This window comes from Larkinella knui, assembly GCF_003858645.1.
Taxonomy (GTDB): domain Bacteria; phylum Bacteroidota; class Bacteroidia; order Cytophagales; family Spirosomataceae; genus Larkinella; species Larkinella knui.
The window spans coordinates 1,478,604-1,492,510 of the sequence record NZ_RQJP01000001.1 but is presented as its reverse complement, the minus strand read 5'-3'; the positions used below and the strand labels follow the sequence as shown (position 1 = coordinate 1,492,510).

The window sequence follows — 13,907 nt, the reverse complement described above, 5'->3', positions numbered from 1 at the left end:
GCTATACTTGCAAGGCAATGGAGAACGATCGCCCCACCAATTCAAATTTTCGGAAGACCCCTTATCTGGGCAATCGGCGCAGCCTATCCGATGGTGTAAACCACATGTTGACCCCCACCGGGCTGGGAAAATTGCCCCCCCAGGCCATCGATCTGGAGGAAGCGGTGCTGGGTGCGCTGATGATTGAAAAGGACGCGCTCTCGGCCGTCATCGACATCTTAAAGCCGGAAAGTTTTTATAAGGAAGCCAATAATCGAATTTATAATGCCATTGTTACCCTGTTTGGCAACGCCGAACCGGTTGACATGCTGACGGTTACGCAGCAACTGCGAAAAACCGGTGAAATTGAAGTGGTTGGGGGTGGTGGTTACGTTACGGAGCTGACCACCCGCGTTACCTCGGCCGCCAACATCGAATACCACGCCCGCGTCATTGCGGAAGCTTCCATCAAACGCGCGCTGATTACGGTTGCCAACGAAATTCAGCGTGACGCCTACGAGGACACCACCGATGTTTTCAATCTGCTCGACCGGATCGAGCAATCCATGTTCAAAATTTCCGAATCCAACATCCGGAAAAACTACGCCGACATGAGTACCATTATGCGGCAGGCCTTGGACGAACTGGAGCAGAAAAAGAACATGAAAGACGGCCTGACGGGCGTTCCGTCGGGTTTCAGTGCCCTCGACCGGCTGACCTCCGGCTGGCAACGCTCGGAATTGATCATTCTGGCGGCTCGGCCAGGGATGGGTAAAACCGCTTTTGTGGTCAGTGCGCTCCGAAATGCTGCGGTCGATTTTGGTCAGGCCGTGGCGATTTTCTCACTCGAAATGTCGTCGGTACAGTTGGTAAACCGGCTAATTTCGGCGGAAGCCGAAATCGATAGCGAAAAAATCAAGAAAGGGAATCTGGCTCCGCACGAGTGGGCCCAGCTCCACCATAAAATCCAGCGACTGACCGAAGCCCCGATTTTTATCGATGACACTCCGGCGCTTTCGATTCTGGAATTACGGGCCAAATGCCGCCGGTTAAAAGCCCAGCACGATATTCAGCTGGTGGTGATTGACTATTTGCAATTGATGCAGGGCGATAGTTCGGGAAAAATGGGCGGAAACCGTGAGCAGGAAATTGCCTCGATTTCGCGGGCCATGAAAAACCTGGCCAAAGAACTGAACGTGCCCGTGATTGCACTCTCGCAGTTGAGCCGGGCCGTTGAAACCCGGGGTGGCGACAAAAAACCGCAGCTTTCCGACCTTCGGGAATCCGGTTCCATCGAGCAGGATGCCGATATGGTTATCTTCCTCTACCGCCCTGAATATTACGGCATTAGCGCCGACGAACAGGGCAACTCCGTCTCAGGCATCGGGGAAGTGATTATTGCTAAAAACCGCTCCGGTTCGCTGGATACCGTTCAACTGCGGTTTGTTGGAAAATACACGAAATTCGCCGATCTGGACGCCTTCTTCATGCCGCAGACCCCTCCCCCATTCAGTGGTCCATCGGCCGGTTTCGACGCCAAAACTTCGGGGGCGCAGACTTTCGAAAACCAGGGCGGAATTGTCAAAAGCAAAGCCAACAATCTCAACACACCGAATACCAATTTCACCAACTTCGGCCACATCGACCCCAATCAGCAAGAAACGCCCTTCTGAGATAAGAATTAAGAGTTAAAAGTTATATGCGTCGGCAACTCTTAACTCTTAATTTTTAACTGATTAGGCCTGGCTTCTTTTTTCCAGCTTCACCACATTCTCGACGTGGTGGGTATGCGGAAACATATCAACCGGCTGAACCGCTTTCACTTCATACAATTCGTCCAGAATAGCCAGATCGCGGGCCTGGGTGGCGGTATTACAACTCACGTAAACAATGCGTTGCGGAGCCGCCAGGAGCAGATTCCGGGTGACGGCTTCGTCCATTCCGGCCCGGGGCGGGTCGGTGATCACCACATCCGGCTGGCCGTACGTATTGAAAAGTGCGGGCGTCAGGAGCGCGCCCATATCCCCCGCCAGAAAGGTGGCATTTGCAATTCCGTTGATGGACGCGTTTACCCGCGCATCTTCAACTGCGGACTCAACGTATTCAATTCCAATAACTTGCCGGGCTTTCCGGGCCACAAACAACCCGATGGTGCCGGTTCCGGTATAGAGATCGTACACCCGCTCCGAACCCGTCAGGCCCGCCCAGTCGCGGGTAATTTTATAGAGTTCAAATGCCTGTAGCGCATTGGTCTGGTAGAACGACCGGGGTCCGACCCGGAACGTAAGCGGTTGACCGCTGCCATCGTCCATCTGTTCCTCGATATACGGTTTTCCCCAGTACAGGACCACGTCCTGATCCTGATACGAATCATTGAGTTTGGTGTTATGGATGTAATTCAGCGAAGCGATTGCCGGGAACGACTGTTTCAGCATTTCCATCAAACCGGCCAGCTCCTCCGGCCGGTCTTCGGCCACCTGAACGATCACCATAACCTGGCCTGTCGAGGCCGTGCGAATGATTACCGTACGCAGAAAACCTACGTGAGTATTCAGGTTATACATGGTAAACCCGTGCTGGAATGCATAATCGGCTACGGCCAGGCGAATGGCATTCGAAGGATCGGGTTGCAGGTAACAATGCTGAATGGGCAGGATTTTATCAAACCGCTTGGGAATGTGAAAACCCACCGCCCGCTTGTCGACCGACATCCCGGACCGGATTTCCTCCGCCGATATCCAGCGGCCCTCTGCGCAGGTAAATTCGAGTTTATTCCGGTAATAGGTGGTCTGAGCGGACGGCAAAATCGGCTCAATGGCGGGCAATTGCACCTTGCCGATTCGCGTCAGGTGATCGAAAACCTGCTGGCCTTTGAAACGAAGCTGTTCGTCGTACCGGATATGCTGCCATTTACACCCTCCGCAGGTTCCAAAATGCGGACAGAACGGTTCCGCCCGGCTTGGCCCATACGCGTGTATTTTCTCGACCACGGCCTCCCGGTATTGCTTTTTCCGGTTCACCACGCGAATATCGACCACATCGCCGGGCGCCGGTGCGGGGCCTCCCGAACGACCTTCTACAAATATAATTCCTTCATCGGTACGAATCAGACACTTTCCTTCGGCGGCAACATCGTCAATGCGAATCGCTTGCAACCGTTCCACTATCTTTTGGGTCTTTCGAGACATAATATACTGTAATAAATTCTGTAAATTAAGCACCGTATTTTGGTTTCGACAACCCTAATCGTATTTGAATGAAACAGTTTTATCGGATTACAGCCTGGTGTAGTTGGTTCGTCTGGTGCTGGATTGGTCTGGTCGTAGCGGCCCGGGCTACCCACATCGTTGGCGGAGAGTTGGAGTTGAAACGGGTGACCAATCAGAGTTCGTATACCCATCAAATTAATCTGAACCTTTATTTCGATGCTTTAAACGGCAATCCGCAAGCCGAAGATCCCACCGTTGTTATTTTTATTTACCGCAAAGGGGACAATGCCTTTATCGGATCGGTTGAACTTCCCCAGGTAAGCTCTCGTCCCGTCGATTATACCAAGCCGGAGTGTGCGCTGCCTACGCTCATGACCCGTTTACTTCGCTACAGCGGGCTGGTCGTTTTTAACATGAATGCGTTCAACGATCCGCGGGGCTACTACATGGTGTGGGAACGGTGTTGCCGGAATAATTCCATCAGTAATATTCAGAATCCGGGCATGGCCGGGTCCACTTTTTACCTGGAATTTCCGGCGCAACGGTCAGGAACTACGGATTTGATCAACTCTTCTCCGGCTTTTCGACCCGTTCAGGGTGATTATATCTGTGTCAATCAGCCTTTTGCGTTCGATTTTGGCGCAACCGATCCGGACGGTGACAGTCTGGCCTATCGCCTGGTTACCCCGTACAATGGGTTCAGTACGTCGGCCAATCCCCGCCCCCAGGTTGCCATTCCCAGTTCGGCTTATCCCGAAGTTCGGTGGAGCAGTGGCCTGAATCAGGATCGGGCCATACCGGGACCAGCGCCCCTGCGCGTCGACGCCCGTACCGGTTTGCTAACGGTTACGGCCGGACAGGTGGGTCTGTTCGTTTTTTGCGTACAGGTCGACGAATACCGGAAAAATGCGTCGGGTGTCTGGCAAAAAATTGGGCTTGTCCGCCGGGATTTCCAGCTGAAAGTAATTGATTGTCAAAAGAATAATCCGCCTTCGGTGGCGATGCGGCAAGCCGGGCAGGTGGCATTTTACAAGGAAGGAACGGTATTGAAATTAACCGATAAAGACGCCAATTGCCTCGATATCTACATTACCGATCGCGATGCCAACCAGCGGGTAAAAATGTCGGTTTTGAACGGACCGGCACAGGGCATCACGTTTTCGCCGGACGAGGTCCTGATTCGATCATCAGGGGATACGATCCGTACCCGCATCTGTTTTGATAAATGCCTGGCCGATGGAAAACCGTTGCAACTGGCTCTGATTGCCACGGACGAAGGCTGTCCGCAGGGATTAAAAGATACGCTCGTGGTGAGCTTGCTACTAGTCCCGGAGCTCAACCGAAAACCGGATGCGGAAACGACGCTGCCCGGTAATCAGACGACCGTTCAGGCGGGCAAAACGCTCCAGTTTAAGGTTTTGGGAACCGACATCGATCAGGATATGATTACGCTCGTTGCCGTCGGACGCGGTTTCAATCTCGCTCAGGTAGGCATGAGTTTTTCCGCCGTTTCAGGACAAGGATCAGTTAGTCAGCAATTTAACTGGACGCCCCGGTGTGAACAGGTCAGGAACGCCGAGTACATCGTTGATTTTATCGTCACCGACACCCGCTGTAACCGCAATCTGCGCGACACGGTAACGGTTCGCCTGAAAGCCGCCCCCGAAACCAGTCGGCCCCCAACAGTTCGGACTACGCTCCCGAATCCGGTCGTCGAGTTGACCATAACCCACGGCGACTCGGTGCCGGCAGCGGTTCGCTTCGATGTCATTGCGGAGGATGTTGATCCGGAAGTCCTTCAATTAACGGCGGTTGGAAAAAACTTCGACTGGAAAAGCCTGGGAATGCAATTTCAGAACAAAACCGGTCCGGGTCCGCTAACCTCCCCCTTCGTCTGGCAACCGGACTGCGGGGTTTTGCAGGGCAAAGACAAGGCCACGTTCGAACTGGATTTTATCACACAGGACAGCAGCTGCCCCACTCTATACGATACAACCCGCGTGACTTTCGTGGTGAAGGACATCCCGGTAGACTATACCATTACGATCACCAACGTCATTACGCCCAATGGTGACGGCAAAAACGACGTTTTCAGCGTTCCGAACTTACCGCAGGACAATTGCGCCGATCAGTTTCGCCGGGTCGATGTGATGAACCGCTGGGGGAAAACGGTTTTTTCGTCTACCAGCCGGTTTTTCCAGTGGGACGGAGCCGATTATCCGACCGGCCAGTATTTTTACCTGATTCAATATACGAATCGTTCGTACAAAGGAACGGTGACGTTACTTCGCTAGCACACGAAAAAAAAGCGATCCCGAAAAGGATCGCTTTTTTTTCGTGCCTTCAGGCGGTTTTAAAATTCTTTCCGCATGATGTTACCCCGAATTTCACCACCCGGAAACAGGGTTGTGTGCAGATTGGCGTAAAGCCGGCCTTCCATCAGGGCATTTTCCTGATCCTGTTTGAGAATACTTTTTCCGCTGATCGGGCTGGTCAATGACGCAAAGGGAATAATAACGCCCCCGTTGGTGCCGGGGCCGCCCGGAGCCAGGTGGATATGACCCGCGTTCGGTGTTATTCCGGTATAATTAATCGTATAACTTAACTCCTTGGTCGCTTTATTATAAGAGCCTGTCATTGTGCCGGTTGCGGCTGAAGGAGTGGAAGGCACTTCCTGAGCGCCGTTCAAGGTTGCCACAAAATCAACCGTATCTTTCTTATCAGGGGCATCTTTAATGGGTGAGCAGGATGTAACGGCCAGGGCAGTTGCCACAAAGGCAGTCATCAGATACGCAAATGTTCTTTTCATAAATCGTAAATAGTGAATGGTCCAGATTGCTCCGCAATAATACTAACTTTGCCGTAATTCTCTGCAACCTCAGGCGGGCAATACCTATATAACTTATTAAAATGGGAAGTTTCTTGTAAAAACGAACAAATATTTATCAGACCGTCTTTCCCATTCGACCAGGAATTTCCAAAGTTTCATGAAAAATAAAGTTGTTTTGATTACGGGGGCTTCGTCGGGCATTGGCAGAGCGCTGGCCTTTGCATTTGGCCGCCAGCAGGCTTCCATCGTCATTTGCGCCCGGAACGTAGAATCGCTCGAAACCGTTGGTGCCGAATTGAGTCAGGCCGGGATCGAGAACCTCTGCCTGCAGGCGGATGTCAGCAACGAATCCGATGTCAGGCAGTTGATCGATGCCACGCTCCGGACGTATGGCCGACTGGATATTCTGATCAACAATGCCGGCATTAGCATGCGCTCGATGGTGCTGGACCTGGACCCCGAGGTGATCCGGAAAGTAATGGATATTAATTTTATGGGAACGGTCTATGCCACCCGCTACGCCCTGCCGCATATCCTGAAAACCAAGGGATCGATTGTCGGCATATCTTCCATTGCCGGGTACCGCGGTCTGCCGGTTCGAAGCGGTTATTCGGCGTCAAAATTTGCCATGAACGGTTTTCTGGAAGCCCTGCGAACCGAATTGCTAGACACCGGCGTTCACGTGCTGGTGGCCTGTCCGGGCTTTACCACCTCCAACATCCGCGTCTCCGCGCTTAATAACCAAGGCCGGGTGGCGGGCGAAACCATGCGTGATGAAAGTAAAATGATGAGCGCGGAAGAATGTGCCGATTACATTCTGAAAGCCGTCATTCGCCGGAAACGCGACCTGGTGCTGACGTCGCAGGGAAAACTAACGGTTTTTCTCAACAAATGGATTCCCGGAATCATGGACCGCATGGTGTACAACACGCTGGCCAAAGAGAAAGACTCCCCGTTGAAAGTTAAGAGTTAAGAATGAAGAGTGAAGAGTTGGCTGACGCATTAAACCGAAGTAGGAAGTATGCGTCAGCCAATTCTTCACTCTTCGTTCTTCACTACTTTCAAATCAACCACACAGTATCCTTCCGCACGTAATACAGTCCATCATTCCAGAAAACGTGCAGCCAGACATCCTGGCTACCCAAAATATTGACTTTATGGCCACGATTGATGACATCGGCAACGGGAGCCGCCGAGGAAGGATCGCGCCGGAGCAACACCCGATCGCGGTTGATGATACCGGACTGGTAGCGTTCGGGCAGGTTGACCAGCAATAGCAGCCCCGTCAGGTAGGCCAGAACGATCAGTTTATGCCGCCGGCGGGAAGGCTCCTTATTGCGGTATTTCAGCCAGAAAATGCCAAAAGCGTAAGTTCCCAGCAACACCAGACCCAGGGTGATGTAGAGACCATATTGCTTATAAAACAAATAAAAATAATTCAGGTCGTCGGTTTCGTATCCTCTTAAATTATTTTGAATGGCAATATCGTGCATCTTTTTCAGGACGGCTTCGTCGGGACGCCGGTCAAAATAAACCTGCAGATAATAGAGCATTTTGGCCACGTCACCCTGTTTTTCCCATATATATGCCAGCTTCAACAGCATGGGATCCGTCGGTTTATACCCCTGCTGAATGTGGTATTCATAGGCTTCTACGGCGGCCGGATAGCTCCCCGCAGCAAACAGAGAATCAGCCTGATACAGGGTTACGGACGTCGACTTTGCCACCACCGGAAAACCGGGGAGAATCAACAGAACAGAAAAAAAATAGAGCAATTTCAAATGGTAACCTTGCATTTTCACGTCAGAAAAGGTACTTTTGCATCGCAATTTTGGGAATCGCCCTAAAATTACAAAAGGTAAAAGTAGAAAGGGTACGATACGCATCATTTCTTTTCACCTTCCTTTTCCGATCTGGTAGCTCAGCTGGTAGAGCAATACACTTTTAATGTATGGGTCCTGGGTTCGAATCCCAGCCGGATCACCAAAATTAAGTCTACAGTTTTCAGTGCCAATTCTTCAGTCGCATCGAGTTCCTCACGTCTGATCACTGACAATTGCTAATTGATCTGGTAGCTCAGCTGGTAGAGCAATACACTTTTAATGTATGGGTCCTGGGTTCGAATCCCAGCCGGATCACCAAAATACAAATCAGTACATTCCATCTGATCGTCTTCATCAAACCCGCATCCTGTTCAGGGCGGGCTTTTTTGATTCGGCCCCTCCCCACTGGCTGGTTCAGGCCAACTTTTTACCAACAATTCCGTTTAGGGAACAACTGGACAATTACACCTATGAAAACGATCGGACATTTGGTTCGGGTCTTTCTTCTGTTTACCATCGCTTCCTGCAGCTCGGTGCGCGTCGTCAAAACCGAACCGGGCGCCAATTTTGCCTTGTCCAATTACCGCACATTTGCTTTTTCCGACATTGAATCGACGGGCGATGTTCCGCAGAGTGGTTTTTACCGTTCGCAGGTCGATGCGCTCAAAACCGCCATTGAAAAACAACTGGCGAGCAAGGGCCTGCGCCGGGTGGATACCCAGCCCGATCTGATGATGAATATTGGGATCGCCGTCGATGAAAAAACACAAACGCGGGAAACGAACATCCGAACCGATCCGCCGTTTTACATCGGGCAACGGCGCTACACCTGGCGAAGTCAGGAAGTGCCCGTGGGGCAATACCGGCAGGGAACGATCGATGTTCACCTGATCGATCCCAGGCGAAACGAGATGGTCTGGCGGGGAATCGTGGAAGGAATTTTACCTAAGAAACCGGAGAAGCTTCAAAAACAGATCGACGAGGGCATGGAGAAGTTATTCGCCCGACTGTAGTATTGGGAGAGTTCCAGCCTTCTGAAGCTCTCCCAACGCCGGTTCAACTTAAAAAGGCAATCCGTTGTCTTCTTCTTCAAACGTGGTCAGCGGGCGATCGGCGGCAGCGCGCGGTTCCGACCGCCGGGGTGCCGGAGCAGAAGCCGGTTGCTGGTCAGCGCCTTCGGCCGATTCGATTCGCCAGGCCCGAACATCGGTATACCAACGGTCGTTGTATTCCCGGGATTCGATGCTGATGGCACATTTCATGGTGTCGCCGGGTGCAAATTGGGCCAGATCACCGGCTTTTTCGCCCCAGGCCATCAGGCAGACTTGTTTGGGAAACTGGTCAATCGTTTCAATTACAAATTGTTGCTTCGTCCAGGTACCATTGCGTCCCTGGCCCGTTTGTTCGGGTAAAACTTTAACCAGCTTACCTGTTAATTCCATTGCCATATGCGGTGTATTGATTTCGGTTTGGTTCCTTCAATTCGAATTGTGTTTCGTCGGGCGAAGGTTAAAATGAAAGGTTGAAGTTACAACTTTTTGACTTAATTTTCCCCAAAAAACCACCTGGAAGATCCCCTGAGTTATGAAAATCGGAGTCTTGTTACACGGAAACGGCGTCTACGACGGAACCGAAATTCACGAAGCCGTGCTGACCTTGCTGGCGTTAGCCGAAGTCGGTGCCGAAGTGATTTGTGTGGCCCCCAATGTAGACCAATACCACGCCATCAACCACCTCACGGGTGAGGAAATGCCGGAAACCCGGAATGTGCTGGTCGAATCGGCCCGGATTGCCCGCGGCAACATTCGAAATCTGGCCACGCTGACGGCTGACGAACTGGACGCCCTGGTGATGCCGGGCGGTTTTGGTACGGCCAAAAACATTACCAGATGGGCTTTCGAAGGTCCGCAAGGCGCAATTCTGGAGCCGGTAAAACAATTGATACTCGACTTGATTTCGTTAAAAAAACCCATTGTCGGTCTTTGCATGAGCCCGACGACTATTGCCAAGGCACTGGAGGGAAGCGGTATTTCGGCCACGCTGACGGTGGGCACCGATCTTGAAGACAGCCCCTACGAAATCAGCGGCATTGCTGCCGGAATCAACTCCCTGGGGCATCTGGCCGAGATGAAAACCGTGCGGGAAATTTCGGTAGATCGGGAAAATAAAATCATTACGGCCCCCTGCTACATGATGGAAGCATCGATTCTGGACGTTCGCGACAACATCCGGGCCGCAATCGATGAACTGGTGGTGCTGCTGAACGACGAGAAAGTCTAAAAACACTGGCTCTTCTATCGGGAGAAGAGCCAGGTCCCGTGCTAACCTATGATGAACGGGCCAGCCCGCATCAACGATGCTGAACCAACCAGAATGGTTTTAGCGACGCGTCTACGCATCGCCCAAAACCGCCTATACGTTCTGGAATAAAAAGCAGCCGGAGCCGGACACTTACTGATCGATTCATGATTTTTTAGCAATAATGGGCTCCGCCTTGGTTTTTTGAGGTCAAGTTTCTACTTTTGCATCCACAAAAAATACGGTTTTCCTGTCCATGTGGTGGAATTGGTAGACACGCCATCTTGAGGGGGTGGTGCCGTCAAGGTGTGAGGGTTCGAATCCCTCCGTGGACACAGAAAGAAACAAAAACTGCCAAATCAGCTTGATTTGGCGGTTTTTGTGTTTCAAAGTGGCTTCAAAATAAGGAAAACAGGGCCTTTTTTGGCCCTACGTTTCAAACTGGTTTCAAACTTTTTGGGCATTCATCATCTTCCTCTCTCCTCTCCGGCATTATGTCTTATTCATGTAAACTGATGTTAGCGGATCATATTAAGGCAGATGGAACGGCTGATAGGTCAGGGGGCTACCCTGGGCAACGACCGGGACGCTAATGGATTCGCCGAGATGAACCGTGGAGGCTGAAGTGGGCTGGGTAGTGATGAGAGGTACGCGTTTATCGGTAATGGCGATTGAGACCCGGGCCGTACACCCGTTCTCAGCAGTGACAATCACCGGATAAGTGCTGGCTTGATTGACCGTATACGTAGTAGCCGTTCCAATTTGATCCGATCCCGGTCCATAGAAAGCATAAGCAATACCTCCACCAGCGGTTAAGGTGAGCGTGGGGTTATCACAAGAAAGTATGCCGTTGTTGGAAGCGGTCAGGGTTGGGACCGGTGCGGCTAAAATCGAGAATGGACCCGCCACCGTACTGGGTGAGGATGAGTCCTTAATCCGGAAGCGGATTTTATAGTTGGTGCCCTTAGGTAGATTTATGGGCTAACCCCAGTCCAGTTTTGCCTAACGGACGGCCTGGAACTTCTGCCGCCGGATCACAATCTTTGTTCCAAAAACTAACTCCACGAGATGCTTCCGCCGGATTACGAGCCAGTTACACGGCGTCTGTGAAATTCAGGCCCGTGTAACAACTGAGCAGAGCCCAGTTCCGCACTGTGTCCAATGGCTCGGGCAAGACCCGCTGCGCTAACGGGTGCACTTGCGCAGGTCAGACAGTATACCGTTTTAGCAGACTGGGCCTTTGGAACGTTAATCAATTACCGTTTTTATATAACCAACTTGGAGAAGAACCTTTCCGGATACGGGCACTTCAGAAAATCACCAAAAATCTATACCAGAAACTAACATAAAGTTAAGTATTTTATTAAAAACTAGTTAGGTAATTATTATCAGACATAACTTTAAACATATTATGTCAATATTGTATAATTGAAATATTTACTATGAAGAAAATTACTCTACTTTATTTAACTCTCTTTTTGCCTTTTTTATGTCTGGCGCAATCTCAGGAGAGCCAATCCGCTGCTTTACCTGCATATCGGCCCGGTTTGGCCATGGCGATCAGAGCAGGTACAGCAGGCATCGGACTTGATGTTTTTAAATCGATTGCTCCCCGCTTTACGGTCCGGGTTGGTGCTAGCCTATTTTCCTATAAGGGCCTATTAACCAGTGGTAAGCAAACGGATGACATTCAAATAGGCTTCGATTACCGGCTTAAATTAGCTTCAATTAATGCAATGGCCGACTATTACCCCTTCAAACGGGCTGGGTTTCGGCTGACAGCTGGGTTATTCTACAACCTTAATCAGCTGACTTTCGACGGGACGCCTATGAAAGAAGTGAAATTTAATGATGTCATTTTCAGCAAAGAACAAGTAGGCACCATCAATGGACAAGCCAATTTTAGCAAACTAGCACCATACGCTGGTTTGGGTTGGGGCCATCCTTTCCGGGGCACTAAACTGAAGTTTATGGTGGATCTGGGTTTTTTTTACCAGCAATCCCCTAAGGTCACCTTAGTCACTACAGGCATGCTTGAACCGTCCAGCGATCAGGGACCGGTAATTGAGCAAAATCTTCAGCCCTTGAAGTATTACCCCATCCTTAATCTGGGCCTTTCGTATCGTTTGTAGACTTCTTATTTAAATTATTGTCACTATGAAATTGCAATCAAGTTTACCCCAACAATTCCTGCTAAAAGGATCAACACTTCTGGTAGCTCTAACCATTCTGCTAGGAAGCTGTAATGATTTAAAAAATCTCAATCCATTGAAAGGGGTTACCTATAAATTGAATTATAGACCCGCCAATACACAGATACAAGGGTTGGTGGTCGATGCCAAAACCGGTCAATCACTTACGATTCCGGTACAGGTAACGATTTTTGGTAAAGATGCCAGCCGCGTTATAAATTTTGATGGAAAGGCCCAAACTTCATATAGCAGCCCTAAAGGGGATTTATTCATCGGTCTAAGAGGTGATGTACCAACTCGTCAGGCAGCTGCAGAACTCCGGATTGTTGTAGATGCTTCAGGTTATATTCCGTCAGGGGTTGACCTCCGACTAACGACAGCTTTGAATAACCCCTTTATTATTCGTCTGGTAAAGAAAACAGATCCACCGCAGGGAGTCGCCGTGAAACAGGATCAGGTTACCTTAGCGGCCAACGGAACGCTACAATCTGAAAAAGAAATTGGAATGGCCTCCACTTCGATGACCGCACCCACTACAGTTCAGTTTGCCAGCGGAACGGTGATGAAAGATGATAAGGGCAACGTGGTTTCCGGCACCTTAGCTACGGCTATAGCGGTTTATTCACCTCAAGCGACAAGTATTCCGGTCGGTTTAACGACAAAAGTGACTCAGAATGGCGAAACTACATCCACGAATGTATCTCTTCAGATTGCCAGTTATATCTCGATAAATCTCACTAACAGTGCCGGGCAATCAGCAACTTCCTTTACCAAGCCTGTTGTAATTAAAATGGGAATCTTGCCTACCTTTCTAAATAGATCGACGGGCAAATTGGTTCAAGTTGGTGATAAACTGGCCGTATACGTGCGGAATGAAAAAACGGGGAACTGGGCTTTTGTACAGGATGTCAAGACCGAAGCCATGAGTACGGGCTTAGGGGTTAGTTTTCCTGTCACGCACTTTACGGACTATGCCGTCGCTTCAGCTCAGCCTACGTCCAGTTCCTGTCGAGCAGTATGGAACATAAGTGGTTTAGCCGATGGGTATGCTTACCGGTACGAATTGGTTCAGAATGGCAGTATCCGGGCTTCCGGTACCACAACGGATAAAGCACTTGATTTAGGCGAAGCTAGTGAAGGCCCAGCCGAATTATCGATTTTTTCCCCAGCTGGAAATCTGCTGGGGAAATCAAGTGTTCAAAACCTTTGTGGGGATCATACTCTGGCTTTGTCGGTTCCTGCAGGTACAGTTAATGTCGCTTTTACCGTCCGAGCATCTTGTGAAAATGGTAAAAACATTGAAGTCTATCCCACTGTATTGGTTCGCTATGGCAAATCGGGAGGTGATCCCTCTGCTTCGGTTGGTGTCACTTTTGAAAGTGGCCACGGGACACTAGTCGGGTTGGAACCGAATACAAGCTACGAAGCGCGGGTTGATTATGAAGGTTCCTGGTCGGAAGTCTTTACTACGGGTACCGCATCTGAAAGCCGGAATTTAAATTATGTCCTCAAATCACATACGGAAGCCTGTAAGTAAATTTGCCTACTACTTCTCTTGATAACTTTTGTATAGAAT

12 protein-coding genes and 3 tRNA genes are annotated in these 13,907 nt (G+C 50.3%); 10 read left to right on the top strand and 5 right to left on the bottom strand.

Going from position 1 to position 13,907, the window contains the following annotated elements; all coding sequences use genetic code 11:
* The first annotated feature begins 104 nt into the window (after nt 1-104).
* A complete protein-coding gene (gene dnaB, locus EHT87_RS06115; protein WP_374756019.1) occupies nt 105-1,652 on the top strand; it encodes a replicative DNA helicase in 1,548 nt (515 codons plus the stop codon).
* A gap of 63 nt (nt 1,653-1,715) precedes the next feature.
* On the opposite strand, the gene rlmD is transcribed toward dnaB, so the two are convergent.
* Nucleotides 1,716-3,167 carry a 23S rRNA (uracil(1939)-C(5))-methyltransferase RlmD gene (gene rlmD / locus EHT87_RS06110; protein ID WP_124904858.1) on the bottom strand — a complete coding sequence of 484 codons (1,452 nt, stop codon included), beginning with the start codon at nt 3,165-3,167 and terminating at the stop codon, nt 1,716-1,718.
* 68 nt (nt 3,168-3,235) lie between these two features.
* Here rlmD and EHT87_RS06105 point away from each other — a divergent pair, with 68 nt between their 5' ends.
* Entirely contained in the window at nt 3,236-5,482 is a 2,247-nt protein-coding gene (locus tag EHT87_RS06105; protein ID WP_124904856.1) for a T9SS type B sorting domain-containing protein, read from the top strand.
* Between the two features lie 59 nt (nt 5,483-5,541).
* Here the strand turns inward: EHT87_RS06105 and EHT87_RS06100 are convergent, their stop codons facing one another.
* On the bottom strand, nt 5,542-5,997 hold the full coding sequence (locus EHT87_RS06100; protein WP_124904854.1) for a CHRD domain-containing protein: 456 nt from the start codon (nt 5,995-5,997) through the stop codon (nt 5,542-5,544).
* Nucleotides 5,998-6,175: 178 nt separating this feature from the next.
* Between EHT87_RS06100 and EHT87_RS06095 the strand changes: the two genes are divergently transcribed.
* Nucleotides 6,176-6,991, top strand: coding sequence for an SDR family oxidoreductase (locus EHT87_RS06095; protein WP_124904852.1), 816 nt, complete (start codon nt 6,176-6,178; stop codon nt 6,989-6,991).
* Nucleotides 6,992-7,079: 88 nt separating this feature from the next.
* On the opposite strand, the gene EHT87_RS06090 is transcribed toward EHT87_RS06095, so the two are convergent.
* The gene (locus tag EHT87_RS06090; protein WP_124904850.1) at nt 7,080-7,814 is read right to left on the bottom strand and encodes an SH3 domain-containing protein; all 735 of its coding nucleotides are present in this window, start codon (nt 7,812-7,814) and stop codon (nt 7,080-7,082) included.
* 114 nt (nt 7,815-7,928) lie between these two features.
* Between EHT87_RS06090 and EHT87_RS06085 the strand changes: the two genes are divergently transcribed.
* From EHT87_RS06085 to EHT87_RS06075, 3 genes are all read left to right on the top strand, one after another.
* Nucleotides 7,929-8,004 (top strand) — tRNA-Lys (locus EHT87_RS06085).
* A gap of 79 nt (nt 8,005-8,083) precedes the next feature.
* Nucleotides 8,084-8,159 (top strand) — tRNA-Lys (locus EHT87_RS06080).
* Between the two features lie 152 nt (nt 8,160-8,311).
* Nucleotides 8,312-8,854, top strand: coding sequence for a DUF4136 domain-containing protein (locus tag EHT87_RS06075; RefSeq protein WP_124904848.1), 543 nt, complete (start codon nt 8,312-8,314; stop codon nt 8,852-8,854).
* 48 nt (nt 8,855-8,902) lie between these two features.
* Here EHT87_RS06075 and EHT87_RS06070 read toward each other — a convergent pair whose 3' ends face one another.
* On the bottom strand, nt 8,903-9,283 hold the full coding sequence (locus EHT87_RS06070) for a DUF3127 domain-containing protein (protein WP_310587514.1): 381 nt from the start codon (nt 9,281-9,283) through the stop codon (nt 8,903-8,905).
* Between the two features lie 142 nt (nt 9,284-9,425).
* Here EHT87_RS06070 and elbB point away from each other — a divergent pair, with 142 nt between their 5' ends.
* Nucleotides 9,426-10,121, top strand: coding sequence for an isoprenoid biosynthesis glyoxalase ElbB (gene elbB / locus EHT87_RS06065; protein WP_124904844.1), 696 nt, complete (start codon nt 9,426-9,428; stop codon nt 10,119-10,121).
* Between the two features lie 270 nt (nt 10,122-10,391).
* Nucleotides 10,392-10,474 (top strand) — tRNA-Leu (locus tag EHT87_RS06060).
* Nucleotides 10,475-10,670: 196 nt separating this feature from the next.
* Here EHT87_RS06060 and EHT87_RS06055 read toward each other — a convergent pair.
* Complete coding sequence (locus EHT87_RS06055) at nt 10,671-11,048, bottom strand: hypothetical protein (RefSeq protein WP_124904842.1); 378 nt, start codon at nt 11,046-11,048, stop codon at nt 10,671-10,673.
* Nucleotides 11,049-11,581: 533 nt separating this feature from the next.
* Between EHT87_RS06055 and EHT87_RS06050 the strand changes: the two genes are divergently transcribed.
* Nucleotides 11,582-12,271: a hypothetical protein gene (locus EHT87_RS06050; RefSeq protein WP_124904840.1), complete on the top strand. Its 690-nt coding sequence runs from the start codon at nt 11,582-11,584 to the stop codon at nt 12,269-12,271.
* A 25-nt stretch (nt 12,272-12,296) separates the two neighbouring features.
* Nucleotides 12,297-13,868 carry a fibronectin type III domain-containing protein gene (locus tag EHT87_RS06045; RefSeq protein WP_124904838.1) on the top strand — a complete coding sequence of 524 codons (1,572 nt, stop codon included), beginning with the start codon at nt 12,297-12,299 and terminating at the stop codon, nt 13,866-13,868.
* Nucleotides 13,869-13,907 lie beyond the last annotated feature (39 nt).

Excerpts from the sequence above, each read along its gene's own strand:
- dnaB (WP_374756019.1), top strand. The coding sequence starts at position 105 with ATGTTGACCCCCACCGGGCTGGGAAAATTGCCCCCCCAGGCCATCGAT.
- rlmD (WP_124904858.1), bottom strand. The coding sequence starts at position 3,167 with ATGTCTCGAAAGACCCAAAAGATAGTGGAACGGTTGCAAGCGATTCGC.
- EHT87_RS06105 (WP_124904856.1), top strand. The coding sequence starts at position 3,236 with ATGAAACAGTTTTATCGGATTACAGCCTGGTGTAGTTGGTTCGTCTGG.
- EHT87_RS06100 (WP_124904854.1), bottom strand. The coding sequence starts at position 5,997 with ATGAAAAGAACATTTGCGTATCTGATGACTGCCTTTGTGGCAACTGCC.
- EHT87_RS06095 (WP_124904852.1), top strand. The coding sequence starts at position 6,176 with ATGAAAAATAAAGTTGTTTTGATTACGGGGGCTTCGTCGGGCATTGGC.
- EHT87_RS06090 (WP_124904850.1), bottom strand. The coding sequence starts at position 7,814 with ATGCAAGGTTACCATTTGAAATTGCTCTATTTTTTTTCTGTTCTGTTG.
- EHT87_RS06075 (WP_124904848.1), top strand. The coding sequence starts at position 8,312 with ATGAAAACGATCGGACATTTGGTTCGGGTCTTTCTTCTGTTTACCATC.
- EHT87_RS06070 (WP_310587514.1), bottom strand. The coding sequence starts at position 9,283 with ATGGAATTAACAGGTAAGCTGGTTAAAGTTTTACCCGAACAAACGGGC.
- elbB (WP_124904844.1), top strand. The coding sequence starts at position 9,426 with ATGAAAATCGGAGTCTTGTTACACGGAAACGGCGTCTACGACGGAACC.
- EHT87_RS06050 (WP_124904840.1), top strand. The coding sequence starts at position 11,582 with ATGAAGAAAATTACTCTACTTTATTTAACTCTCTTTTTGCCTTTTTTA.
- EHT87_RS06045 (WP_124904838.1), top strand. The coding sequence starts at position 12,297 with ATGAAATTGCAATCAAGTTTACCCCAACAATTCCTGCTAAAAGGATCA.